Annotated in this window: 25 protein-coding genes and 1 rRNA gene; 15 read left to right on the plus strand and 11 right to left on the minus strand. The window is 60.2% G+C overall.

Annotation, left to right across the window (positions count from 1 at the left end):
• Positions 1 to 627 precede the first annotated feature (627 nt).
• Positions 628 to 1191 (minus strand): hypothetical protein, encoded by a 564-nt coding sequence (locus B2G88_RS17755; RefSeq protein ID WP_054862709.1) that lies wholly within the window; start codon positions 1189 to 1191, stop codon positions 628 to 630.
• Positions 1192 to 1615: 424 nt separating this feature from the next.
• Between B2G88_RS17755 and fdhF the strand changes: the two genes are divergently transcribed.
• Positions 1616 to 3763 (plus strand): formate dehydrogenase subunit alpha, encoded by a 2148-nt coding sequence (fdhF, locus tag B2G88_RS17760; protein ID WP_087715553.1) that lies wholly within the window; start codon positions 1616 to 1618, stop codon positions 3761 to 3763.
• 99 nt (positions 3764 to 3862) lie between these two features.
• On the opposite strand, the gene B2G88_RS17765 is transcribed toward fdhF, so the two are convergent.
• Positions 3863 to 4057, minus strand: a complete 195-nt coding sequence (locus tag B2G88_RS17765) for a cold-shock protein (protein WP_054862708.1) — start codon at positions 4055 to 4057, stop codon at positions 3863 to 3865.
• Between the two features lie 387 nt (positions 4058 to 4444).
• Positions 4445 to 5407, minus strand: a complete 963-nt coding sequence (locus B2G88_RS17770; protein WP_006108914.1) for a transcription initiation factor IIB — start codon at positions 5405 to 5407, stop codon at positions 4445 to 4447.
• A 162-nt stretch (positions 5408 to 5569) separates the two neighbouring features.
• Between B2G88_RS17770 and rnhA the strand changes: the two genes are divergently transcribed.
• Positions 5570 to 6163 carry a ribonuclease HI gene (gene rnhA / locus B2G88_RS17775; protein ID WP_054862707.1) on the plus strand — a complete coding sequence of 198 codons (594 nt, stop codon included), beginning with the start codon at positions 5570 to 5572 and terminating at the stop codon, positions 6161 to 6163.
• Positions 6164 to 6235: 72 nt separating this feature from the next.
• Complete coding sequence (locus tag B2G88_RS17780) at positions 6236 to 6874, plus strand: DUF7108 family protein (RefSeq protein WP_054862706.1); 639 nt, start codon at positions 6236 to 6238, stop codon at positions 6872 to 6874.
• On the opposite strand, the gene B2G88_RS17785 is transcribed toward B2G88_RS17780, so the two are convergent.
• A complete protein-coding gene (locus B2G88_RS17785) occupies positions 6871 to 7236 on the minus strand; it encodes a PadR family transcriptional regulator (RefSeq protein ID WP_054862705.1) in 366 nt (121 codons plus the stop codon). The genes B2G88_RS17780 and B2G88_RS17785 overlap by 4 nt on opposite strands.
• A gap of 199 nt (positions 7237 to 7435) precedes the next feature.
• On the opposite strand from B2G88_RS17785, the gene B2G88_RS17790 reads away from it, so the two are divergent.
• Positions 7436 to 7969 carry an inorganic diphosphatase gene (locus B2G88_RS17790; RefSeq protein ID WP_054862704.1) on the plus strand — a complete coding sequence of 178 codons (534 nt, stop codon included), beginning with the start codon at positions 7436 to 7438 and terminating at the stop codon, positions 7967 to 7969.
• 86 nt (positions 7970 to 8055) lie between these two features.
• Here B2G88_RS17790 and B2G88_RS17795 read toward each other — a convergent pair whose 3' ends face one another.
• Positions 8056 to 8922 (minus strand): ParA family protein, encoded by an 867-nt coding sequence (locus tag B2G88_RS17795; protein WP_054862740.1) that lies wholly within the window; start codon positions 8920 to 8922, stop codon positions 8056 to 8058.
• Positions 8923 to 9110: 188 nt separating this feature from the next.
• Here B2G88_RS17795 and B2G88_RS20105 point away from each other — a divergent pair, with 188 nt between their 5' ends.
• The 3 genes from B2G88_RS20105 (at position 9111) to B2G88_RS17805 (ending at position 11215) form a co-directional block, all read left to right on the plus strand.
• The gene (locus tag B2G88_RS20105) at positions 9111 to 9233 is read left to right on the plus strand and encodes a hypothetical protein (RefSeq protein ID WP_054862703.1); all 123 of its coding nucleotides are present in this window, start codon (positions 9111 to 9113) and stop codon (positions 9231 to 9233) included.
• 153 nt (positions 9234 to 9386) lie between these two features.
• Positions 9387 to 10730: an alkaline phosphatase family protein gene (locus B2G88_RS17800; protein WP_087715554.1), complete on the plus strand. Its 1344-nt coding sequence runs from the start codon at positions 9387 to 9389 to the stop codon at positions 10728 to 10730.
• A 71-nt stretch (positions 10731 to 10801) separates the two neighbouring features.
• Positions 10802 to 11215 carry a DUF371 domain-containing protein gene (locus tag B2G88_RS17805; protein ID WP_054862739.1) on the plus strand — a complete coding sequence of 138 codons (414 nt, stop codon included), beginning with the start codon at positions 10802 to 10804 and terminating at the stop codon, positions 11213 to 11215.
• A gap of 21 nt (positions 11216 to 11236) precedes the next feature.
• On the opposite strand, the gene B2G88_RS17810 is transcribed toward B2G88_RS17805, so the two are convergent.
• Positions 11237 to 12169 (minus strand): HhH-GPD family protein, encoded by a 933-nt coding sequence (locus B2G88_RS17810; protein ID WP_054862702.1) that lies wholly within the window; start codon positions 12167 to 12169, stop codon positions 11237 to 11239.
• Between the two features lie 120 nt (positions 12170 to 12289).
• On the opposite strand from B2G88_RS17810, the gene B2G88_RS17815 reads away from it, so the two are divergent.
• Both B2G88_RS17815 and B2G88_RS17820 read left to right on the plus strand, forming a co-directional pair.
• On the plus strand, positions 12290 to 13147 hold the full coding sequence (locus B2G88_RS17815) for a triphosphoribosyl-dephospho-CoA synthase (protein WP_087715555.1): 858 nt from the start codon (positions 12290 to 12292) through the stop codon (positions 13145 to 13147).
• Positions 13144 to 13755 (plus strand): DUF447 domain-containing protein, encoded by a 612-nt coding sequence (locus B2G88_RS17820; protein WP_087715556.1) that lies wholly within the window; start codon positions 13144 to 13146, stop codon positions 13753 to 13755. Before B2G88_RS17815 ends, B2G88_RS17820 begins: the two co-directional genes overlap by 4 nt.
• A gap of 96 nt (positions 13756 to 13851) precedes the next feature.
• On the opposite strand, the gene B2G88_RS17825 is transcribed toward B2G88_RS17820, so the two are convergent.
• Positions 13852 to 14850: a hypothetical protein gene (locus B2G88_RS17825; RefSeq protein ID WP_054862701.1), complete on the minus strand. Its 999-nt coding sequence runs from the start codon at positions 14848 to 14850 to the stop codon at positions 13852 to 13854.
• A 211-nt stretch (positions 14851 to 15061) separates the two neighbouring features.
• Here B2G88_RS17825 and B2G88_RS17830 point away from each other — a divergent pair, with 211 nt between their 5' ends.
• Positions 15062 to 15256: a 30S ribosomal protein S17e gene (locus B2G88_RS17830; protein WP_054862738.1), complete on the plus strand. Its 195-nt coding sequence runs from the start codon at positions 15062 to 15064 to the stop codon at positions 15254 to 15256.
• Between the two features lie 138 nt (positions 15257 to 15394).
• On the opposite strand, the gene B2G88_RS17835 is transcribed toward B2G88_RS17830, so the two are convergent.
• A complete protein-coding gene (locus tag B2G88_RS17835) occupies positions 15395 to 15652 on the minus strand; it encodes a hypothetical protein (RefSeq protein ID WP_054862700.1) in 258 nt (85 codons plus the stop codon).
• Positions 15653 to 15931: 279 nt separating this feature from the next.
• Between B2G88_RS17835 and asd the strand changes: the two genes are divergently transcribed.
• The 3 genes from asd to B2G88_RS17850 all read left to right on the plus strand — a co-directional run bounded on the left by asd (position 15932) and on the right by B2G88_RS17850 (position 18343).
• A complete protein-coding gene (gene asd, locus B2G88_RS17840; protein ID WP_087715557.1) occupies positions 15932 to 16966 on the plus strand; it encodes an aspartate-semialdehyde dehydrogenase in 1035 nt (344 codons plus the stop codon).
• A gap of 119 nt (positions 16967 to 17085) precedes the next feature.
• Complete coding sequence (locus B2G88_RS17845) at positions 17086 to 17475, plus strand: DUF7344 domain-containing protein (RefSeq protein ID WP_245835435.1); 390 nt, start codon at positions 17086 to 17088, stop codon at positions 17473 to 17475.
• Between the two features lie 70 nt (positions 17476 to 17545).
• Positions 17546 to 18343 carry a TrmB family transcriptional regulator gene (locus tag B2G88_RS17850; protein ID WP_054862699.1) on the plus strand — a complete coding sequence of 266 codons (798 nt, stop codon included), beginning with the start codon at positions 17546 to 17548 and terminating at the stop codon, positions 18341 to 18343.
• A gap of 5 nt (positions 18344 to 18348) precedes the next feature.
• Here B2G88_RS17850 and B2G88_RS17855 read toward each other — a convergent pair whose 3' ends face one another.
• Both B2G88_RS17855 and B2G88_RS17860 read right to left on the minus strand, forming a co-directional pair.
• Positions 18349 to 18774 carry a universal stress protein gene (locus tag B2G88_RS17855; protein WP_087715558.1) on the minus strand — a complete coding sequence of 142 codons (426 nt, stop codon included), beginning with the start codon at positions 18772 to 18774 and terminating at the stop codon, positions 18349 to 18351.
• 156 nt (positions 18775 to 18930) lie between these two features.
• Positions 18931 to 19905, minus strand: coding sequence for a D-2-hydroxyacid dehydrogenase (locus tag B2G88_RS17860; protein ID WP_087715559.1), 975 nt, complete (start codon positions 19903 to 19905; stop codon positions 18931 to 18933).
• A gap of 89 nt (positions 19906 to 19994) precedes the next feature.
• Between B2G88_RS17860 and B2G88_RS17865 the strand changes: the two genes are divergently transcribed.
• A complete protein-coding gene (locus B2G88_RS17865; RefSeq protein WP_087715560.1) occupies positions 19995 to 21386 on the plus strand; it encodes an NAD(P)/FAD-dependent oxidoreductase in 1392 nt (463 codons plus the stop codon).
• A gap of 578 nt (positions 21387 to 21964) precedes the next feature.
• Positions 21965 to 22183, plus strand: coding sequence for a hypothetical protein (locus tag B2G88_RS17875; protein ID WP_054862698.1), 219 nt, complete (start codon positions 21965 to 21967; stop codon positions 22181 to 22183).
• A 340-nt stretch (positions 22184 to 22523) separates the two neighbouring features.
• On the opposite strand, the gene rrf is transcribed toward B2G88_RS17875, so the two are convergent.
• A 5S ribosomal RNA gene (gene rrf / locus B2G88_RS17880) occupies positions 22524 to 22636 on the minus strand; the annotation flags it as partial.

Here is a 22636-nt window from a genome sequence, read left to right on the forward strand (position 1 = left end):
TACTCGGCCGTCAACAGCGATTGCAGCGTTCATCACGCGGGTAGTAGGCATCGAAAACTGTTCGATAACCACCACCAGAAAGCCGTTAGCACCTGCTTACTCGCAGTCTCTGAGCGGGCTGTCGCGAGGGATACTCTACCAACAAGTTGGTCGGCGAGAGCAACAACGCAGTCACCGCTCGCACTCGAGGACGGTCGCTCGAGTGCGCCCTCGAGTCCGTTCCGGGTGCAACGCAGTCGACGTCTGTCAGATGTGGTTCTCGAGGCCAGCAGCGGACGGGGTTGTCGTATATTCGGGCTATACAGCCGATATTCGGTTCCTGTGTGCAGTTTGGACTCGCTACGGTTGCTCAACTCGATCCATAACAAAGATGCACCCGGTCCTGAGACTACATGCGGGGTTTTCCCCGTCGGGTACGCGCTTTGCCAGCGACTGTGCTGACCAGCCGATTGCGTGGTTCGTGCCCGGTTGCTCGACTGTGGACTCGCCCCCGCGTCGAGTCACTACGGACTGCTGTACCGGATCCCCGGTGATCGCCGAACCTGGCGTTGACCGGAGATTGACGACAGGAGGCCGTAACGCTCATGTCTCTCATCGGGCGGCACTCCCCCGCCCCGCCCGGTTCCGTTATGCTCCACGCAGTCGCCAGAGTGCGCGGTACAGCGTCCACATCTCACACTCGAGGCGCTGACAGAGATCTCGACAGCACGCGAGATAGCGCTCGTAGTCGGCCGGTGTCGGTGGATTGGGATAGTCACCGGCCAACTCGCCAGCCGCGACGAGTGCCTGCCACTCGCGCTCGCCCACCACGATGTATCGCTCCGGCTCGAGGACAAACAGAAACGCCGAGGCAACCGGCACGTCGACACCCTTGAGAGCCGTCAGTCGCTCGAGTCGCGCGCCAACGTTTGCTGGTTCGGTGGCGATGACTGCCTCGAGTGCTGCCTGAACGCTCTCGAAGTCGTTCCGCCTGAATGCTGCCTCGGCCGCTCTGCGTTCGGTGTGCGCCACGTCGCCGAGCGACCGGCGATAGTACCACCTGACGATCCACTCGAGGTCGCGCCAGCCGTACGTGCCTGACTCGAGTGCGGCTGGGAGCGTCTCGAGTTGTTCCTGTTCGACCGGATACAGTGGCTCGTGCTCGCGGTAGTCGGCTGCCGTTGCCCTGACAGTCGAGGCCGTCAACGCCATGGGCGAACGCACGACGGCCCCAGTCGTAGTCGTTACGCAGACCAGAATCAATCGCCAGCCGATTCTCGCCCATCGGGAATCGGCTTGACCGTTAGTAGCATCGCACCCCTGCTCACACAGTGATGGAACTGAGCGAATTCCTCGACGGGGAGGAACTGACTGGACAGCACGCTGCGATCATCTTTAGCGTCTGGATTTGCCTCGTGCTAACCGGCGCGTTCGTGTTGACGTTCGTCGTCTGATTTTCGCCGTCTGAGTTGCGCCGGCAATGGGAGCACAGTAGAGTGTCACTCGAGGGCGCCGACGAGCGCCGACAGACTGCCAATAGCTGGTTATCGAAACTCACAGTGTGTGGGAGAAACACTCATGCACGTTGGCGTCGACATCCGTCCTGACACGAGAGCGGTCGATCTCGGAGGTACCCATGTCAGGAGATACGCACGAGCCGGTCAAGACGATCTGTCCGTACTGTGGCGTCGGCTGCGGGATTCAGGTCCAACAGGGCGACGGACCCGGTGACGTCCAGTTCATGCCGTGGGGTGGTGCCCCGGTCAACCAAGGTCGAATCTGCATCAAAGGCGGGGCCGCGACGGAGGTCGTCGACCACGAAGACCGACTCACCGACCCACTCATTAGAGACGACAGCGGCGAGTTCCGCGAGGCCACTTGGGAGGAGTGTTACGAGTTCGTTGTCGACGAACTCGAGCGTATTCACGAGTCCTACGGCCCGGACTCGATGGGCTTTTTCGGCTCCTCGAAGACCATGAACGAGGAGAACTACCTCCTCCAGAAACTCGCCCGACGCTACGGCACGAACAACGTCGATAACTGCACGCGGATGTGCCATGCCTCGACAGTCTGGGCGCTGCGGACGAGCCTCGGCGCGGGGGCGATGACCAACAGCATGACAGACCTCCGCGAGGAGTGCGACCTGTTCTGGATTCAAGGGGCAAATCCCGGCGAACAACACCCCATCGCGAACAGCCAGTACTTCCGGCAAGCAGTGCTCGAGGGTGCGACAGTCATCCAAATCGACCCCCACGCGAACAAGACCACGCGATCCTTCCAGATCGACGACACGGAGCGCCACCAGCATCTCCAGTTGAATCCAGGCACTGACATCCCACTGCTCACTATCGTCCTGCAGACCATCCTCGAGCACCACGAGGCCAATCCCGAAGACGGCTGGATCGACGAGGCGTTCGTCGAAGCCCGCACTGAGGGGTTCGAAGACCTCAAAGAGACGCTCGCAGACGTCGACAAGGAAGCCGCTGCCGAGGAGTGTGGCCTTCCGCTCGAGAAGATCGAACTCGCCGCCGAAAAGTACGCAAGCGCGGACAACGCGGCCATCTTCACCGGCATGGGAATGAGCCAGCACGCCTGCGGCGTCGACAACGTCCAAAACGAGATTAATCTGGCGCTGATCACAGGGAACCTCGGCCGTCCTGGCACGGGGGTCAACCCGCTTCGCGGCCAGAACAACGTCCAGGGAACCTGCGACGTCGGCGCAATGCCGAACGTCCTGCCGGGCTACCAACTCGTCGATGACGACGAGGCCCGCACTCGAGTCGAAAACGTCTGGGGATTCGAGATTCCGGACGAACCGGGCCTGACGAACGTCGAAATCTCACATCAGTTCGGTAATGCGGTCCGCGGGCTGTACGTCATGGGAGAAAATCCCGTGATGAGCGAACCGGACGCCACCAGCGTCATCGAGCGGATTCAGGACCTCGAGTTCATGGTCGTCCAGGATATCTTCATGACTGAAACCGCCGAATACGCCGACGTCGTGTTGCCCGCAACCACCTGGGCCGAGCGCGACGGCACCGTCACCAACACCGACCGGCGTGTCCAGCGTATGCGCGGTGTCGACAAGGTTCACGAGAACACGAAACACGACCTCGAGATTCTCTCGACAGTAGGAATGCGACTGTTCGACGACGGCGCGAAGCACTTCGACTTCGACGACCCCGAAGCCGTCTTCGAGGAACTCCGGCAGGTCTGTCCGAGCTATCACGGCATGAGCTACGACCGCCTCGGCGAAGACGGTATCCAGTGGCCCTGCTATGAACCCGGCGACGAAGGCGATCCGTTCCTCTACGAACACGAGTTCGACACCGAGAGCGGGAAGGGCCACATCGAGGGCATCAGCCACACCCCACCCGCAGAAACGCCCGACGACGAGTACCCACTGATTCTGACGACGGCGCGACTCGAGGAACACTACAATACGGGGACGATGAGTCGGCGCTCGCCGACGCTTAATCGCCAGACACCCGAGAACTTTGTTGACGTCCACCCGAACGACGCCGAGCGATACGGGATCGAAGACGGCGACGAGGTCGTCCTCACATCGCGTCGTGGCGAAATTACTGTCGAGGCACAGGTCACCGACGACATCAAAGAGGGCGTCGTCTGGACGACTCCTCACTTCGCGGCGGCCTCAGCGAACGTCCTGACAAATGACGTGCTCGACGAACGGGCGAAAATCCCCGAATACAAAGCTGCAGCGGCGGATATCGAGGTCGGAATTACGCGGGCAGACTCACCGATGGAGTCTGCCGGAGAGTAGCAGCGTCGCTACTCGAGTGCTGATTAAATGAAGAAGTGGTTGCGTAAGTCGCCTTACGGCGATCCTACGAAACCGTAGTTGTACGCGTTGAAACCGGAGTTATACGCGTTCGACGTTGGTCGCGCGGGGACCCTTGGGGGCCTGCTCGATGTCGAATTCGATCTCGGTACCTTCCGTGAGGTCCTCACCGCCAACGTCTTCCATGTGGAAGAAGACGTCCTCGTCTGCGTCGTCAGTATCGATGAAACCGTAGCCGCCTGTGTCGTTGAAGAAATCAACCTTACCGTTTGCCATTGCAATTACACCGAATCGCGCCTGACGGATAAGGGTTCCCATTTGTATTTTAATCTCGTCCGTTTGAAAACGATTGTTTTCCAAACAGACTCTCTTATAGAGATTTGGCCACAATATTTGGTGTTTTTGATGAAACAGTGCCCAAACTAGCACATGGACAAGCTACTTCTGGTGAACCCACAGTTCCGCCTCGAGTCGATGAGAGGCTCCTCGAGTGCGATGTCAGACTGAAACCGAGGTCGCATGCGCCAGCCCACCACGGGGGGTACGTCGCGTTTGTAAGTCGCGGCCGGAGCACAGCACTCGGTGGTTGAACCGACCTGCGCAGAGACAGACCAGACGCTCATCGGTCAGTATCGCTAAAAAAGACGGCGTGAGCGGACGGTGTTAGCCGTGAATGCCCATCGCTTCGATCTGTTCTTGGTACCGGTTCCGGATCGTCACTTCAGTCACCTGTGCGACGTCAGCGACTTCGCGCTGGGTTTTCTTCTCGTTACAGAGCAACGAGGCGGCGTAGATCGCCGCTGCAGCGTACCCGGTCGGGGACTTGCCCGAGAGCAATCCTTCCTCAGCCGTTTTCTCGATGATTTCGTTGGCTTTGGTCTGGACTTCTTCGGACAGTTCGAGTTCAGAACAGAAGCGCGGGACGTACTTTTTCGGGTCGACGGGTCGCATCTCGAGGCCGAGTTCCTGCGAGATGTACCGATACGTTCGACCGATTTCTTTGCGTTCAACACGTGAGACTTCCGAAATTTCCTCGAGACTGCGCGGAATGCCCTCTTTCCGGCAGGCGGCATAGAGCGCCGACGTTGCGACACCCTCGATAGAGCGCCCGCGGATGAGGTCTTCTTTGAGCGCGCGTCGATAGATGACCGACGCGACTTCCCGTACCGACCGCGGAACGCCGAGTGCAGATGCCATCCGGTCGATTTCGGAGAGGGCAAACTGCAGGTTTCGCTCGCCGGCGTCTTTCGTTCGGATGCGTTCTTGCCACTTGCGCAGTCGGTGCATCTGACTGCGCTTTTTCGAGGAAATAGAGCGCCCGTAGGCGTCTTTGTCCTTCCAGTCAATCGTCGTCGTCAGTCCCTTGTCGTGCATCGTCTGTGTCGTCGGTGCACCGACACGGGACTTCTCCTGACGTTCCTGGTGGTTAAACGCCCGCCACTCAGGGCCTGGATCGATCTTTTCTTCCTCCACGACGAGCCCACAGTCTTCACAGATGAGCTCACCCCGGTCAGAGTCCTTAACGAGATTATCCGATTCACACTCGGGGCAGGCACGTACCCCTTCCTGATCCTCGGTCTCGTCCGTCTCACGCGTTCGCTCCCGCTGGCGGGTGGACCGTGTCATCGCACTTTTATAGTAGTATCACCACAATATATAAACCCTTCGCCGGTGTTTTGAGTAGGTGAAGCGAACCTGCCGAAATCAACCGCAAGGCGGACTCAAACGGTGTATTTACTATCTGGAACCGGAAAGCATTTATCCGGAACTGGCCGACCACAGGAACGAATGCCGGTTATCGAATGTGACGTTGGGACAGCCCGAAATCGCCTCGAGGACGCCGGAGTCGCCGTTGAAAGCGGAAATACGGACCACGAGCGCTGGCGAGCGAGTCACGCTGGCGCGACAGCGGTCGCCTACGACGACAAAGTCGTCATCCAAGGCGGGACCCCGCAGCGACTCGAGGCGCTGCTCCGAGAGAGCAGTGGCCGCGCATACGCCTATTTCGACGGCGGCTCGCGCGGGAATCCGGGGCCAGCCGGCATCGGCTGGCTACTCGTCTCGAGTAATGGCATCGTCGCCGAGGGCAGCGACACTATCGGTCGCGCGACGAACAACCAGGCCGAGTACGAGGCACTCATTGCCGCCCTCAAGGCCGCCCGGGACTACGGCTACGACGAACTCCACATCCGTGGGGACTCTGAGCTCATCGTCAAGCAGGTTCGGGGCGAGTACAACACTAACAACCCGGAACTGCGCGAAAAGCGCGTGACGGTCCACGAACTCCTTTCTGCGTTCGACGAGTGGACACTCGAGCACGTTCCCCGCGAGGTCAACGACCGCGCGGACGAGTTGGCCAACGAAGCGATGGATCAGGCCTGAGAGTGGCGACTCCAGACAGAGCCTCGAGGTCGGATCAGCAAGGGCAAAACCGTTCGACACGTACCGACTGCCATGAGCGACCAGAGTCACAGGACCGACGAGTCCGGTGATGGGCACGCACCAGCCAGCGAGTCGGACGACGACGAACTGCCGGACGATATCGTCGAGGACGCTGAGCGTCTCACGCACCTCGAGCGCGAGGCCCACGACCCGGACGAGGCCACAGCCTACGCCGACCACCGCGAGGACCTCCTCGAGGAGCACGACTTTACATCGCGAATCCGCGACGACGACGGCGATGATGTGCTCGTGTTACACCCCGAGGAGTGGCACGACGCTGCCGAGGGTGTTATCCGAACCGACCGGATTGACGACATTTCACGCGCCGTCGAGATCCAACTCGAGGGGGCGGAAGATCCCGATGACTGGGATGCAGTCGAGACACACAATCGCGACCTTGCCGAACGCGTCCGAGAGTCCGACGGCGATGTCCACGGGGACAACGCTGAGACGTTCGTGGATTTCGTCAGTAATCACTACGCAAAACAGATCGAGTCAGTGACTGGCGAGGAACTCACGGAGTTTCGCACGGAGTACTTCGTTCGAAACGCATGGCCGTCAGAGAGACAGCGAGCGGTGATCGACGACTCGATCAGGCTCGTCTACGAGACGGCCAACAAATCAGTGCCCGAATACGACCGGCCGCGTTAGTTGTCGTAGCTGTCGTCGATGATCTCGCTGATCTCGTCAGCGCGGTCGTCGCCCGTGACGACCTTCGAGAGCGACCAGCGGAGGCCGTCGAGGACGGCCTCGTAGCCGTCGTCGGTCAGCGAGTACTGGTTGGTTCGCTTGTCGAGTTCGCTTTTCTCGACCAGACCCAGTTCGACGAGCTCGTCGAGGTTGGGGTAGAGTCGGCCGTGATTGACTTCGGTTCCGTAGTACTCCTCGAGTTCTCGCTTGATAGCCAGTCCGTACATTGGCTCCTTTGCGAGGATGGTGAGGATGTTTGTCTGGAACGCGGTTAGTTCGCGTGCGATGCCCTGTTCGCCGGTGATTGATTGTGCCTCTGACATACTTGTGTAAATGTCACCAGACTATTTAAGACTTGCCAACTATTCGGTGTCGGTGGTGGTGGCGTATCGCTATCCGACGGTGTCGGATCGACTGAATCGCGAGTTGCGATTCGTGTCCATCGGCTGTCTGGTAGCCGTCGATTACACATGACACTCGATTACGAAAGTACTTTTTGATCGACCGTGGACTCTCAGGTACATGGTCAATCTCTGGGAAGACCTCGAGACTGGACCGAATCCGCCTGAAGAGATCTACGCCGTCGTCGAGTGTCTCAAAGGCGAGCGAAACAAGTACGAGTACGACAAGGACGTCCCCGGCGTCGTCCTTGATCGCGTACTCCACAGCAACGTCCACTACCCTTCCGACTACGGGTTCATCCCGCAGTCGTACTACGACGACGAGGACCCATTCGACGTCCTCGTCCTCGTTGAGGATCAGACGTTCCCCGGCTGTGTCATCGAAGCCCGCCCCGTCGCCCTGATGAAGATGGACGACGACGGCGAGCAAGACGACAAAGTCATCGCTGTCCCAAGCGAGGACCCTCGCTTCGATCACATCGAAGACCTCGAGGATATTACCCAACAGCAGCGAGACGAAATTGACGAGTTCTTCTCGACGTACAAGAACTTAGAGGAAGGCAAAGAAGTGGAAACCCTCGGTTGGGAAGACAAACAGGCCGCATACGACGCGATTGAACACGCACAGGATCTCTACGAAGAGAACTTCCAGTAATCCGTCATACGGTCCGTTGTAGTTCGTTACCGGTGATCGCCGACCCCATCCGAGCGATCACCGGTAAAACGCTCCAACGATCCGTATCACTCGACAGGTCGTTTCGACCGGAAGTCACCTTTCATCGTCTCGGTTTCGACCGCTGTCTCTGCCAGTGCTGCCAGCGAGTCAAATCGCTCGAGCATGTCAACAGTGCTGTCGTGAGCCGCCAGTGAGACGCCGTCTCGGTACGCGCGACGGAATGCAATCCGCTCGCGAATCCCCGGCCCCGGCGAGTCCTCGCGGTCGTACTGACTCGAGCGAGCAAAGTCCGGGAGATACTGCGCGAACTGGCTGTCCTCGAGGGCCTCGAGGACGCGCTGTTCTTCGGTGTCGCCTTTGACGCGATTTGGCACGATTGCGAGGATCTCGACTGGGTCGGGAAGTCGCCCGTTCAGTGGGAACAACTGGTTCGTGACGGTTCGAACGAGCGCGTCGGCGCTCGGTTTCGACAACTGGACGGGGAAGACGACACGGCGTGTCGCAACAAGCGCCGCGTTGGCGAGCGGGCCAATCGTCGGCGGAGAGTCAAAAATGATCCAGTCGTACTGGTCCGAGAGCGGCCGGACGAGTTCGTTGTGAATCAGTGCCTCGCCGTTGTCGGTCGTCTGAATCGTGGCGCTGACCTGGTGTAACGCCGCATTCGACGGCACGAGATCGATTCCCCACGATCCCGTCTCTGAGCGAACCAGGTCGGAGGCCGTCGTCGGATCATCTGGCTCGAGGAGGTGCTTGAGATGCGTCTGTGCTGCGTAGGCGTCTCCACAGCCGAGTGCTTCGGTTGCACTGCCCTGTGGATCGAGGTCGACGAGCAACACATCGTGTCCGCGCGCGGCGAGTCGCTCGGCTAGGTTCGTCGCAATCGTCGTCTTGCCAACGCCTCCTTTCTGGAGTGTGACGGTTAGTCCGTTCATCTCGAGTGACATCCCCACTATACCGGCGTCGCCCGACGGCGATCTTCGGTATGAATGACACTCCCGTATCGAGTAATAAAGGTGACCGCCAATCCGACTGGATACCTCCCAGTTATCCAGCGACCCATCGGCGATGCATTATGAGCATGGGTAATTTTATTGGGCGTGGTGTCGTCTAGTGAACTGTTATGGCAGCATCCACTCCCCCCGCCGACGAACCCCGTGAGCCGTCCGACGCCGGCGTTGGACTTGCCCACCTGACGGTCGTTCCAACCAACTTCGACCCGGATGCGGACGACAGCGAGGAGTGACTGCACTCAAGGCCCAGACGCAACCGGGGTCCTCCGAGACCTCGCCTCGAGACGGACCCGAGAAGACGAGTGTGCCCCACGGACGCGTTCATCCCTTCTCAAAAGTATGTCTCGAAACGAACCTTCTTGTATACGGTCGAACTACCACCGGCCATGGGTCTGTTCGACCGATTGCGGGGCGATGGCGCACCCCGCGTCGCATTTATCGGAGTCGATGGCGTGCCGTATAGTCTCCTCGCGGAGAACGAAGAATTGTTCCCGAACTTCGCGGCGATTGCCGAGGAGGGAACCGCCGGAGAAATCTCGAGTATCGTCCCGCCGGAGTCGAGTGCCTGCTGGCCGTCGCTGACGACCGGCGTCAACCCAGGCGAAACAGGCGTCTACGGCTTCCAAGACCGCGAAGTCGGTACCTACGACACCTACGTCCCGATGGGGCGAGAAGTCCAAGCCGACCGCGTCTGGGATCGCGTCCAAGAAGAAGGACGGAACGCGACCGTACTGAACGTCCCCGTCACCTTCCCTCCACAGCGCAACGTCCAACGAATGGTCTCTGGCTTTCTCTCACCCGACCTCGAGAAGGCAACTCACCCCGAATCGGTCCGTGAGTACCTCGAGGAGTTGGATTACCGGATCGACGTGAATCCGAAACTCGGTCACGAAGAGGACAAAGCCGACTTCATCGAGGATGCTCACGAAACCGTCGACGCTCGCTTTGAGGCGTTCAAACACTACATCGAGGAAGACGATTGGGACCTCTTTTTCGGCGTCTTCATGACGACCGACCGGGTCAATCACTTCCTCTTTAAAGACTACGAACGCGACGGCGAGTACAAAGACGAGTTCCTCGAGTTCTACCAGAAAATCGATGACTACATCGGCCGCCTGCGCGAGGGTCTGCCCGAAGACGTCACGCTGATCGTTGCCTCGGATCATGGCTTTACGAGCCTGGACTACGAGGTCCACTTCAACGAGTGGCTCCGCCAGGAAGGCTGGCTCTCCTTTGGCACCGATACCCCCGAAGAACTGGGCGACATTTCCGACGACACGAAAGCCTACTCGTTCATCCCCGGCCGCTTCTACATCAACCTCGAGGGCCGCGAACCCCGCGGTTCGGTTCCCGAGGAGGAGTACGACGACGTCCGCGACAAACTCAAAGCCGATCTGCTCGAACTCGAGGGACCGGACGGGAACCAGGTCGTCGAGCGCGTCGTCGAGAAAGAAGAGGCGTTCCGCGGCGACCACGACGACATCGCGCCGGATCTGGTCGCGATTCCGAACAAGGGCTTCGACCTCAAATCCGGCTTCAAGGCCAACTCGGACATCTTCACGACGGGGCCACGAAACGGCATGCACAGTTTCGATAACACATCGCTGTACATCGACCACCCCGACGCGACGATTGGCGACGCCGATCTGTTCGACATCACACCAACGGTCCTCGACTTGCTCGACGTCGAGTACAGTCGCGGGGACTTCGACGGCGCGAGCTTAGTGTAGGCTCCCAGAGTCGCTCCGTCTTGTGCGTCCGAATTCGAGTGCGTTTTCTGCCCGGCCGCGAACCGCCAGACGTGCACGAAGTCATCCACGCCCGCGGCCATGAGCACGTCAGCGCCGAGCACGCGAGCACGTTCGAAGTGACGACCGACGACTATCTCACCCCCGCTGGAGACTGTATTCTCGCAATCGACGCTGATCGCGCACCCACAGACTTCGATCCCGATTTCGTCGACGCCTGTCAGGACGAAACCGCAACGATCACCGTCGAACTCGAGGCCAACGGCTACACGGATTCGGTGACGGGACGCGGCGACCCCGAACTCGAGTTTACCAACGAGCGAAGCGCGGTTGGCCGAACCAGCGAGTACGTCGACGACCGGACGATCATGCTCGAGGCCGAGTTCGCTGCCGAGGGGTTCGACCGCGACCTCGTCGCGGCGCTGGCCGACGGTGCAGATGTGACGGTGACGATCACCGTCGAGTAGATCAAAAACGATTTTGCAGGACTACCGACGAAGCCGCGCGACCGGCTCACTTTCCGTCTCCATCTCGAGGTCGACTAACCCGTCATCCTCGAGATCCGAGAGCAAGCCGGTGAGCCACTCGCGGCCGTACTCACCATCGGGTGTGTAATCGACGCGGATGCGATGACCCAGTGTATCGATCTCGAGTTCGTCGTACTCGCGAAGGGTGCCGATAACGCGCCCGCGGAACTGGCGGCGACTCCCCTCGAAACTCGGCTGGGTCGGCACGTCGGGGGCCGTAAAGTCCCCGCTCGCGTAGGCGTCACACCACTCGCGCCAGGGACAACCGACTTCGTCGCAGTTGGGGGTTTGCTCGCAGGCGACGCCGCCCAGTTCCATGATGGCGTTATTCCAGACGCGTGACTCGCCCTCCGGCATGAGGTCGGCAGCAGCGTCTTCGAAGGCCGCGTCGTCGTCGGGAATCGAGAACGCGCGGTAGGCGACGCGTTTGACGTTCGTATCGACGACCGCGTCGCCGTTGTTGAACGCAAAACTCGCGACCGCGTTGGCGGTGTAGGGACCGACGCCCATCAGTTCCTGTAGCTCATCGGGCGTCGTCGGGAACTCGCCGTCGTACTCCTGTTCGACTTGCTGTGCAGACTCGTGGAGATACTTCGCCCGATTGTTGTAGCCGAGGCTGTGATCGATCCAGAAGCCGACCACGTCCGCTCGGTCAGCCTCCGCGAGCGCCGCCGTCGTCGGCCAGCGCTCCGTAAACTCCTCCCAGGCCTCGACGACGCGCCCGAGTTGGGTCTGCTGGCTCATCACCTCACTCACGAGAATCTCGTAGGGGTCCTCGGTCCGTCGCCACGGAAAGTCGCGATGGTCGCCCTCGTACCACTCGATCAGCGCCGTCTGGACGGCCTCGAGGTCATCGGGCAACGCCCAGTCGGCTCCCGACTCCGTGTCAGTCATCGACGGCAGTTAGGGAACGGGCGGTTTAGGGGTGGTGATCCACGCTGAAACCACAACCCAGTGTTCGTCGACTGGAACCGTACGCCTAAGCCCACCCAGCCACAGAGTACCAGTATACGCATGCCACCGCGCACGCCTGCCCAGAACGCACGATTGGCGCTCTTACTCGAGGTCGCGGGGACACCTAAACCGGGCAACGTCGACCGCCATCGAGACCTTCCAGACCTCCGATTCGATCACTTTCTCGCAGGTACCGTCGGCACCGAACGTGGCCTCGAGATGGCAGCCGAGGGTGCAGCCGTCGGCACGGCGTTCGAACGCGCCGTCAAGGGAATGGCCGCCCAGGGCGGCGGCAACACACAGTTCGGCGCACTGTTGTTGCTCACCCCCCTCGTGCGCGCTGCGCGTGAGGAGCTCGCTCAGCCGGTCGTTGAATCCGTCGTCGAGGAGACGACCGTCGCCGACGCCGCGAACTTCTATCGCGCGTTCGAACACGTTGACGTCTTCGTCGCCGACCCGCCCGAAGACATGGCTCCCCTCGACGTGCGCCGCGGCGGCGACGCCGTCCCGACGCTCGAGGAGCGCGGACTCACCCTGTTGGACGTAATGGATCGTAGCGTCCCCGGCGACGACGTGGCCCGGGAGTGGGTCACCGGCTTCGAGCGGTCGTTTGCCGCCGCACAGCGATTGACCGACGTCGACGGCACCCCACTCGAGCGCGCCGCAGCAGTCTTTCTCTCCTTGCTCGCCGAGCGACCCGATACACTCGTCGCGAAGCGCCACGGTGAAGACGTCGCTCGAGACGTCACTGAGCACGCCGCCGAATTGCACGACGCCAATGCACTCGAGGCCGACCCCGACGCCGTCGAAACCTTTGCAGATGAACTCGTCGAGCGCGGCGTCAACCCCGGAACGACCGCGGACGTGACTGCCGCCGGCCTGTTCATTGCCCTCGAGCACGGGGACCTCGAAGTATGACCGACGCTGGCGACGAGCCTCCAGCGGAGACGGACGCCGAGTGGCCCGTCGACCTCGCCGGCGTCACCGAAACCGTCGTCACGACGCGCGGCCCCAACGAGTTGTGGAACGCCGCTGCACTCGGCGTCTTCGCCGGCGCTGACGAGGCCAACGCTGCAACCGCAACAACGTGGGGGAACACCCGCACCCGACGCAACTTCCACCGCGAGGGCGAAGGCTACGTCCAGTTCGTCGACGACCCCATTACGTTCGTCAACGCCGCGCTCACAATCGATGAACACGACGACCCCGTCCTCGAGCACGCAGCCGCCTGGACCCGCGTCGCCGTCGAGCGAATCGACAGCGGCACCGAGAACGGAACCGAATGGGAACAGTGGCGACTCGAGCCACTCGAGACCACCATCAAGCGCGAAACCGTGCCGACGATTTCCCGCGGATTCGGGGCCGTCATCGAGGCTACCGTCGCTACCTCGAGACTCGGCGTTGCCGGCTACGACGACGCCGAACTGCGGGACCGACTCGCCTTTTTTGAATCGGTCGTCGAGCGGGCTGGCAGCCCCCGCGAGCAGGCCGCACTCGAGCGGGTGCGCGAACACGCTGAGTGGTGACCGCCACACAAACGGTGACAGTCGACTGGACACTCGAGTGCATCGGCTCGAACCGGTTCATGGCGGCGAAAAATCGGCTCGAAGCGTCTCGTCGACTCAGTCGGCTGGATCAAGCGCTTCGGCTGGCTTCCGGTCTTCTACGTGATCCTCGTCGAGTGGCTCGTCGTTCTCGGCTTTTTCCATCAGTTCGGAGAATCTATCGGATTTCTCCTCGAGCCACTCCATCGTCTCGCTGTCTGGCGTCTTATCCCGCTGTTCGATGAGGAAGGTCGTAATGACGACTGTCTTCACCCACGGCTTGACGATACCAGTGTGGAAAACGGCGACCATCCCGCCGACGAACACCCACGAAATGATTTGGAGCGATCCAGGAAGAATGTCAATCGCAACGGCGACTGGTGCGAGCATCGAAAGGAGGACGAACGAGAGGACGTACATCCCCAGTACGATCAACAGCGTCGAGCCGAGCACCATCTTCCAGGTCTTGCCATACAGCACGAGACCGTCACGAGCGGACTTCCAGCGGTTCTCGTTCCGGTCGACGAACATGTAGGCAATAATCGCATTGTCGAGATAGCGTGCAGCGAGTACAATCGACTTCTGGACGACTGCAATCAGCGTCCGGAGTTGTGAGGGAATCGGGAGCGGGATCATGTCTTCGACCCGTGCGACCGCTTTGTTGAACTGCTTGATCACCGCATCAACAACCTCACTGACCACCCATAGCCCGCTGGCCGACATGAAGTAGTCCCCGACCTGTGTCATGCCGTACTGGATCTGGTTTTCCGGAACCTCTCCCTTGTCTATGATGTGTGCAATGACGGCAACGTGACCAGTTTTCACCATATACAGGAAATATCGCTGTATCAGCCGCCAGACGTACGCAAAGGAGGCAAACCCAGCCACCATTATCGCCCCGACAATGAGCAGGCTCAGCCCCCCATCGCCAACAAAGAATCTGAATGCCAACCACGTAACGAGGCTGAGGTAAATAACACCAATCAGTGCGAATACGACCCCAATACCGAACTGCAAGAGTACGTACGGCAGCGTCTGCCGATACACGCTCGTTGCTTTCTTGAAGTGTAAGACCATCACTTTTGCTTGCCAATCCCTCCTATATAAATTGTAGTAATTCACTCTCTTATTTTACCATAACTGTCGAAACCGAATGGGTGGTGTAGAGAATAAGAAGTATGACTATGGGATAAGATACACCCTGAGTGCCAAGCGACACCCAACTGATGGCAGACGGATGCAGGCGGAAGAGAAAGGGATTAAGAGCCTCTGGACGGAACCTCCCTGTATGGCAATCAAACCGGCCTATGTCAAGAAGACCGGGAAGCTCCTCCTAGAGCGGTACCCGGATGCGTTTACGACCGATTTCGAGCAGAACAAAGACAGCGTCGAAAAGTTCACGAACGTCGAATCCAAGGGCGTCCGTAACCGTATCGCCGGCTACGTCACCCGGAAGAAAGGATCGCAGGCCGCGACGGCATAATCAACAGAGTACTCCGTACTTATCGCTACGTCTCTCGAGTGACAACGCTCGTTGTCGAGCGCACCAGCGAGTGAGTGTCCCATCGCCAGAAAATCAGTATCGCTCGAGACGACGGCAAGTCAAAACCCAAAACGTCGCTTACTGATCGAAGCCGGGTTCCATGTAGACCGCAATAACGAAAGCGACGAGACCGGCAAACCAGGTGACCATCAGGCCGGCCATCCCAGAGATGATGCTCATTTCGGTGCCAACAAGCAAGAGTTCATCGTCCTGATAGCCGGTCCATGCCATCAACAGGCCGATCAAAACGAACACGACCGCAACGGCGACCGCGCCGATGCTGAACGTCGAATCGAACAGGCCACCCTCGTTCGAGTCTGCGGTTGCGTTCGTCATCGAACTTCCTCCGTTGCACTCTCGGCTGATTGGCTGACCAATGTGGATGCCGACCGGTGGCGACCGGTCAGGACCGTCGCTCCGGAACCGGTCTCGGATCGGATCTGACGTGACTGCATAAGTCGATGTGTGCAACTCTGTTTTCTTAATCTCTTCTATCTTGGCAGTGGAAACGGCTCACTCCCACCATCGCTGAGACTGCTTACTCGTGCATGGTTGATCATGCGAATGAGACTGAAACCCAAACCGTTTTGCGGGCACAACTCCCACTGACGGAAAATGGCAGTACGAGTAGGCGTACTCGGTGCAACTGGCGCTGTCGGACAGCGATTAATTCAGCTCCTCGAGCCTCATCCAGAGTTCGAAATCGCTGCCCTGACCGCCAGTGAATCGAGTGCCGGACACACGTATCAAGAGGCAGCAAAGTGGCGCGTCGACAGCCCAATCCCCGATGAGATCGGCGAGATGACGGTGACCGCAACCGATCCCGACGACGTGCCGGACGACGTCGACCTCATCTTCTCGTCGCTCCCCTCGAGCGTCGGTGCCGAGGTCGAACCTGGCTTCTGTGAAGCCGGCTACATCGTCTCATCGAACTCCTCGAATAGCCGGATGGCAGCAGACGTCCCGCTCGTCATCCCCGAAGTCAACGCCGACCACCTCGACTTGCTCGAGGTCCAGCGCGACGAGCGGGGCTGGGACGGCGCACTGGTGAAAAACCCGAACTGCTCGACGATCACGTTCGTGCCAACACTCGCCGCGCTCACCGAGTTCGGCCTCGAGAAGGTCCACGTCTCGACCTTGCAGGCCGTCTCGGGTGCGGGCTACGACGGCGTCACCTCGATGGAGATCATCGACAACGCCATCCCCTACATCGGCAGCGAAGAGGACAAACTCGAGACCGAGTCCCGAAAACTCCTCGGCGAGTTCGACGGTGCGGAACTGAACCAGAACAGCATGGCCGTCTCCGCGTCGTGTAACCGCATTCCGACCATCGATGGCCACCTCGAGAACGTCTGGGTCGAGACCGAAGACGACCTGACGCCCGAGGCGGCCGCGGAGGCAATGGAGTCATACCCCTCCCTGGATCTTCGATCCTCGCCGGACCCGCTCATCCACGTCTTCGATGAACCGGACCGGCCACAGCCACGGATGGACCGCACGCTCGGTAACGGCATGGCCATCGCCGCGGGCGGCCTCCAAGAAACACCGTTCGGGCTACAGTACAACTGCCTCGCACACAACACGATTCGCGGCGCAGCCGGTGCAAGCGTCCTGAACGGGGAACTGTTGCTCGAGAACGGCTACCTCTAGGTCGCGCTCGAGACCTGTTGTAAGCAGTCCGCGCTCCGGATAGTCAGTCGAATCGGCCCTGCATGATTTGGCAGGGAACACATACCGAGTCACACCCAACAGCAGGTATGCTTCCCGTAGTGAGCGATCCTGAATCGCTGACGCCCATGTCTGGGACAGCTAGCGACGCTCAAGACGAATCTTCGGACGAGTCGACGGCGAATACGCACGCAGCCGACGCCGCCACCGATCCGCGCCGGCGAGCCATCCTCGAGTATCTCTCGGCACAAGCAGAGACGGAGTCAGTGCCAATTGCAGACCTCGCAGACCACCTGCTGTCGACGGACCACGCAGACGAGCGCGGGACGCTTGCGGCCTGTGGTGACGCACTGATCGGTACCAAACGCCGCATCCGCATCTCACTGCGCCATCACCACGTCCCGAAACTGGTCGAAGCCGGTCTCCTCGAGTTCGACCTCGAGCGGAATACGGTCTCGTTGCAGGCTGCAGGGAGCGACCACGTCGCATAGAGCCGGGGGTAATCCAAGGTCCGGTACTTGCAAGCCGAACGCCCAGCACTTACTGTCTCTATATAGGGGTATGCCCACAGCGGAGCAGGCAGTACAGCTCTTGATCGAACTGGGGCTGACCGAGTACGAAGCGCGGTGTTTCGTTGCGCTCTCACGAGTGTCGACAGCAACCGCCTCGGAGGTCGCAACACTCTCCGAAGTCCCACGCTCGCGGGTGTACGACGCCGTCGAACGACTCCATCGACGCGGACTCGTCGACATCCAACAGTCCGATCCGCGCGAATACCGCGCTATCTCGACTGACGCCGCTCTCGAGTCGCTGCGAAACCAGTACACGGACACGCTCGAGGCGACCGACGAGGCACTGTCGAACCTCCAACAGTCGAGCCACCCGGATGAGCAGGGTGCTTGGGCAATCGCGGATCACGATCACGTCAGCGACCGGGTCGAATCGTTCCTCAAGGAGGCAACCGAAGAAGTGTACGTGCTTGCCGCAGACGAGTCGACGTTCGGGCGCTCATTTCTCGATGCGCTCGAGTCAGCAAGCGACCGTGACGTCACCGTCTACATCGAGGTCTCGTCCGCCACGGCTGAAGAGACGATTCGTGATGCCGTGCCGACGGCCCACATTGCCAATACGGATCTAGCAGCTGACCCGGCATCACTCGCTGAAAAGCGACTCGGCCGGATCGTCATGGCTGACCGGCAATCCGTCCTCGTCAGTGGGATCACGGAAAGGGACCAAACGGCATCACTCGAGGAAACGGCACTGTGGGCGAGTGGGCCGGACCACGGGCTTGTCGTTGGACTTCGCCACATCCTCGTCAGCAGGATCGATTCCCAACCCGTCTTCAGCGAGTCCGACTAGCTGGGTTACTCCTGGGGTAGCGCCACGACCGGCACGGATGCCTCTTTGACCATGCGTCGAGCGACGTCACCAGTCAGCAGTTCAGCGAGTCGGTTCCCCTCTCGAGCAGTGAAGACAACGGCGTCAGCGTTCCGATCCTGGGCTTCCGCGAACGTGCGTTCGACGACATCGGTCCCGTAGAGAACGTCCGTCTCAATCGTCGCTGGTGAGTTCGCAAGCGCCTCGCGTGCCCGGTCGAACATGTCGGCGGCGTACTCCTCTCGTTGTGCCATCGATGCCTTATCGGGTGCGCCGCCAGCTTTCTCGATCACGTTAACGATGATTGCCGTGCTTCCCGCCTCGAGATGCGATGCAACCGCCGTTGCAGTTCGCTCGCTGTCATCGGGATCAGCAACGGGAACGACCACCGTTCCGTCGAAGGTCAGCGTCATTGCCCGCCCTCCATGCAGTCATCAGTCATCGGACGAGTCGCCGATCCAGAGTCGGCTGGCAGACTCGAGTGTGCGTCCATACGCCTACTGCGTGGTCGAAGCGAAAAAATACGGTGGGTATCGGCAGGCTGTGGAGCGACTGCTTGAGCGTGGCGCTTACAGCACCTGATTGCGGAGATCAGCGCCGTCTCCCGCATCGAAGCGCTCGACGTTTTCGGCAACGATGTCGGCCAGGCGGTCGTAGTACTTCGGCGTGTGACCCGCGTTGTGGGGCGTGATCTGGACGTTTCCGAAGTTCCAGAGCGGATGATCCTCGGGCAGTGGTTCCGGGTCGGTCACGTCGAGTGAGGCTCCGCGAATCTGATTCCCGCGAAGTGCCTCGAGCAGTGCATCGGTGTCGACGACCGGCCCGCGCGCGATGTTAACCAGCACTGCCTCGGGGTCGATGGTCAACAACTCCTCGCGACCGACGAGTCCACGCGTCGTCTCCGTTAGCGGACACGCAAGCACGAGGTAATCCGTCCGGGCGAGTGCCTCGTGGAACGCATCGCCATCGAAGCCGATGACCTCGTCCGTCGGCCCGCCCTTCTCAGGCGTGTACCGGACGCCAATCGTGTCCACACCGAAGGGCTCGAGGCGCTCGGTGATCGCCTGCCCAATCGCGCCCAACCCGACGATTGTCACCGTCGATCCCTGCAGTTCGTGGGCCTGGTAGTGGCGCCACTCCCGACGGTCCTGCTGGCGCTGGCCGACGTGGAACCGGCGAGTAAATCGGAGGATTGCACCCAGGACGTGCTCGCCGATATTCGGGCCGTGAACGCCCGAGGCATTCGTCACCGCAACGCCTCGCTCCTCGAGTTGATCCAGCGGAAGATGTCCTGTCCCCGCGTACGCGCAGGCGAACACCTCGAGATTCGTGGCCGCCTCGAGGACGTCATCAGAGAGGAGCATGCCGGTGACGAACTCGGCGTCGTCGATTAACTCGCGCTCCTGGGCTGGCGTGCGCGCTAGTCTGACGGTTCGGTCCGTCAATCGCTCGCGCAGTGCCGCAGCATACTGTTCGATTGGGATGCCGTGTGTCCCCTTTCGAAGCACCAGAACGTCGAACTCGTCGGTGTTGCCCTCGTTCATGTTCATCTGCTCGAGAGGGAGTCCTAAAAGCGTTCGTCCCGGCAGGAATTTCATGCGGTTTAATACGGGTGGCTGAGTCCCAAGGGAGTATGGAACGCGTTGATGTCGCAATCGTCGGCGGTGGGCCCGCGGGTACAACCGCAGCCGAACGGGCCGCATCCCATGGCGCAGAAACCGTGCTGTTCGAGCAGGGCGTGCCACGGGAAGACCGCGACGGACTCGGTCCCGACTCGACCGATGCCGCCGGCATGCTCGACTACTGGATCGACATCATGGACTTTGACTACCGGGAGATTCCCGACGAGGTAATCCACCGGGAACTCGAGGGCACTGAATTCATCGGCCCGAACAGCGCCGTCACAATGACGACGACTGGAATGGACGCCACCTATCCCAAGTTCGGCTACACCTTCCACCGTGCACGGATGGACGACTGGCTCCACGAGCGCGCGGCCGACGCCGGCGCAGACCTGCGCGTCGGTACCGGTGTCTCCGACCTCGAGACCGATCTCCGCTCCTCGAGCGAGAAGGGACCAACCCACACGCTCACGCTGTCGAACGGCGACCAGATCGAAGCGCAGTACGTCATCCTCGCCGACGGCCCACAGCGTCGAATCACACTCGACGCACTCGATCAGTTCACCGCCCCCGGCCGCAGCGTCTCGGATTACCTTTCACCACCAGAGGCAAACCACATCGCCTACCAGGAGTACCGGGAGTTCCCACCCGAACTGTTCGAGGAGTTCGAAGACATGCTCAAATTCTGGTGGGGCTACATGCCCGGCGAAACCGCCTACCCGTGGATCTTCCCGAACGACGGCACGGTCGCCCGCGTCGGCCTGACCATGCCAATCGGCATGGACCTCGAGGATGTCGAGAACCCTGCAGCCTACGCACTCCTTGAGTCCGATGATGAGCGGATTCCCTCGGGTTCAGAGTACATCCGCCGCCTGCTCGAACTCGAGTACGGCGACGAGTACGATATCGAGGAGGACATCCCGCTCGTCGAAGATCGTGGCAAGTCGAAGGGGACCGAAACGTATCCGATCTCTTCGACGCGCCCAATCGACTCCCCCGTCGGCGCAAACATCGCCGTGGCCGGCGGCGCAATGGGAACCACCTCTGCCTTCCACGAAGGTGGCTACCATGTCGCCGTCCGCACAGGCAAGATCGCCGGCCGACTCGCCGCAACTGACTCGCTCGAGCACTACAACGACGTTTGGAAGCGCGCGATTGGCGACGAGATCCTGCGAAACGTCTCCTTTGCGGACATCGTCAGAGACTACCAGCCCGACGACTGGGACTGGGCGTTCGACGTCGTCTCGGATATGCAAGGTAACGGCACTGACAACACCCTCATCTCAAAGAAGTACACCGCCGGGATTGATGCGATGAAAATCCTCGCGAGCTACAAGAAACGCAAGTACCAGTACCGAGACGGCAAGTACGTCCAACTTCCAGAAGACCAGTACCTCTACTGACCAGGCGTTAGACGAGCGATTGACTACGTTTCGAGCAGTTGTATACGAGGTGTCGAACAGCCACAAAAACTCGATTGGCCTACCGGCTGAATCGTCCCATCTTCCCAAACCCGGACGATTCCGATTTCGCCACAGGACCCACACGTTGCAGCGGCGCGTCGCTTCTCCGTCCCAGGACTCATCTCAGTCACCCACGCGACACTCATACACGACACAGTGTGGAAAACCCCTGTCCAGTTACGCCGATAGCTCACCAACTGACGACAGTAATCAGTCACAGTCTCTCACGACTCGAGGTGCGGAACCACTGCAACCGTATTTCTGACTCCGATCCGCCCATCTGGACGCTGGACACCACGAAACGTTTCCATGACGCCACACGTACTGCAGACACTACTGAACTATGTGCTAGATATCTATACACACATAGCTGATCGACCAAGCCAGCCTCGCGTCTTCACTCCACCCCAGCCTCGAGACGAGACGGCCACCGGAGAAAACAACAGAGCCACCACGGTATCGACTCTCCACCCAACCGAACCACCGAAATTTAACATCTGTGGAGACGAGACCAGCATATGGATCTCACTATGGACGACGTCGCGGTCCTGTTTTACAACTACGCAGTCATACTGACTGCCGCCTACGCACCGATTATGGCCGGGATCGAAGACCGATTCATGATCCTCGCACTGGGCCTCGTGTTTGCCCTCTTCTGGACCGGCTACTTCCGCTACAGCATCCAGCCACGATTCACCGACTCGAGTGATGAGTCTCCCCCACAGACTGAGCAATAATGTCTTAACGATGCCCCATCCTCGAGACAGCTACAAACGTTTAAACGGGCGACACTCCTAGAACAGGTGCGTGCCTTTAGTCCCCGTCCGAGTCTACCCACTTGGGTGCGATGACAGTACGGCGAACCCGGGCACGCAACATACGCCCGGCACGAGGGTTAGCCAGCTGACGCGGCATGCCGCCACGGGATGAGGCTGGACGTTAGTGTTCCGGGTGATATCTTCAACTCCATAGCGACGGGATCTGTGAAGTACGAGACAGCGATGTTGCTACTGGTATAAAATACAAAAAGCTCCACAGAGCACTGCCGTCGCTCTGTGAAGCAATATGAAAGTATGAATGGGGCGGCGAATCCGCGTTCCCAGAGGGTCGCCCACTCCAGTACTAACCGATACGCAGGCGAGCTTATCTTCCGTGTTCGGGATGGGTACGGGAGGCACCTCGCCGCTCTG

This window comes from Natronolimnobius baerhuensis, from assembly GCF_002177135.1.
Classification (GTDB): Archaea; Halobacteriota; Halobacteria; order Halobacteriales; family Natrialbaceae; genus Natronolimnobius; species Natronolimnobius baerhuensis.

Coding starts and splice junctions, on each gene's coding strand:
- fdhF (WP_087715553.1), top strand. CDS start 1,616: ATGTCAGGAGATACGCACGAGCCGGTCAAGACGATCTGTCCGTACTGT.
- B2G88_RS17855 (WP_087715558.1), bottom strand. CDS start 18,774: ATGACGCTGACCTTCGACGGAACGGTGGTCGTTCCCGTTGCTGATCCC.
- B2G88_RS17865 (WP_087715560.1), top strand. CDS start 19,995: ATGGAACGCGTTGATGTCGCAATCGTCGGCGGTGGGCCCGCGGGTACA.
- B2G88_RS17835 (WP_054862700.1), bottom strand. CDS start 15,652: ATGACGAACGCAACCGCAGACTCGAACGAGGGTGGCCTGTTCGATTCG.
- B2G88_RS17790 (WP_054862704.1), top strand. CDS start 7,436: ATGGTCAATCTCTGGGAAGACCTCGAGACTGGACCGAATCCGCCTGAA.
- B2G88_RS17820 (WP_087715556.1), top strand. CDS start 13,144: ATGACCGACGCTGGCGACGAGCCTCCAGCGGAGACGGACGCCGAGTGG.
- B2G88_RS17850 (WP_054862699.1), top strand. CDS start 17,546: ATGCCCACAGCGGAGCAGGCAGTACAGCTCTTGATCGAACTGGGGCTG.
- B2G88_RS17800 (WP_087715554.1), top strand. CDS start 9,387: ATGGGTCTGTTCGACCGATTGCGGGGCGATGGCGCACCCCGCGTCGCA.
- B2G88_RS17770 (WP_006108914.1), bottom strand. CDS start 5,407: ATGACACGGTCCACCCGCCAGCGGGAGCGAACGCGTGAGACGGACGAG.
- B2G88_RS17825 (WP_054862701.1), bottom strand. CDS start 14,850: ATGGTCTTACACTTCAAGAAAGCAACGAGCGTGTATCGGCAGACGCTG.
- B2G88_RS17785 (WP_054862705.1), bottom strand. CDS start 7,236: ATGTCAGAGGCACAATCAATCACCGGCGAACAGGGCATCGCACGCGAA.
- B2G88_RS17810 (WP_054862702.1), bottom strand. CDS start 12,169: ATGACTGACACGGAGTCGGGAGCCGACTGGGCGTTGCCCGATGACCTC.
- B2G88_RS17780 (WP_054862706.1), top strand. CDS start 6,236: ATGAGCGACCAGAGTCACAGGACCGACGAGTCCGGTGATGGGCACGCA.
- B2G88_RS17860 (WP_087715559.1), bottom strand. CDS start 19,905: ATGAACGAGGGCAACACCGACGAGTTCGACGTTCTGGTGCTTCGAAAG.
- asd (WP_087715557.1), top strand. CDS start 15,932: ATGGCAGTACGAGTAGGCGTACTCGGTGCAACTGGCGCTGTCGGACAG.
- B2G88_RS17875 (WP_054862698.1), top strand. CDS start 21,965: ATGGATCTCACTATGGACGACGTCGCGGTCCTGTTTTACAACTACGCA.
- rnhA (WP_054862707.1), top strand. CDS start 5,570: ATGCCGGTTATCGAATGTGACGTTGGGACAGCCCGAAATCGCCTCGAG.
- B2G88_RS17755 (WP_054862709.1), bottom strand. CDS start 1,191: ATGGCGTTGACGGCCTCGACTGTCAGGGCAACGGCAGCCGACTACCGC.
- B2G88_RS20105 (WP_054862703.1), top strand. CDS start 9,111: ATGGCAGCATCCACTCCCCCCGCCGACGAACCCCGTGAGCCGTCCGAC.
- B2G88_RS17815 (WP_087715555.1), top strand. CDS start 12,290: ATGCCACCGCGCACGCCTGCCCAGAACGCACGATTGGCGCTCTTACTC.
- B2G88_RS17765 (WP_054862708.1), bottom strand. CDS start 4,057: ATGGCAAACGGTAAGGTTGATTTCTTCAACGACACAGGCGGCTACGGT.
- B2G88_RS17830 (WP_054862738.1), top strand. CDS start 15,062: ATGGCAATCAAACCGGCCTATGTCAAGAAGACCGGGAAGCTCCTCCTA.
- B2G88_RS17795 (WP_054862740.1), bottom strand. CDS start 8,922: ATGAACGGACTAACCGTCACACTCCAGAAAGGAGGCGTTGGCAAGACG.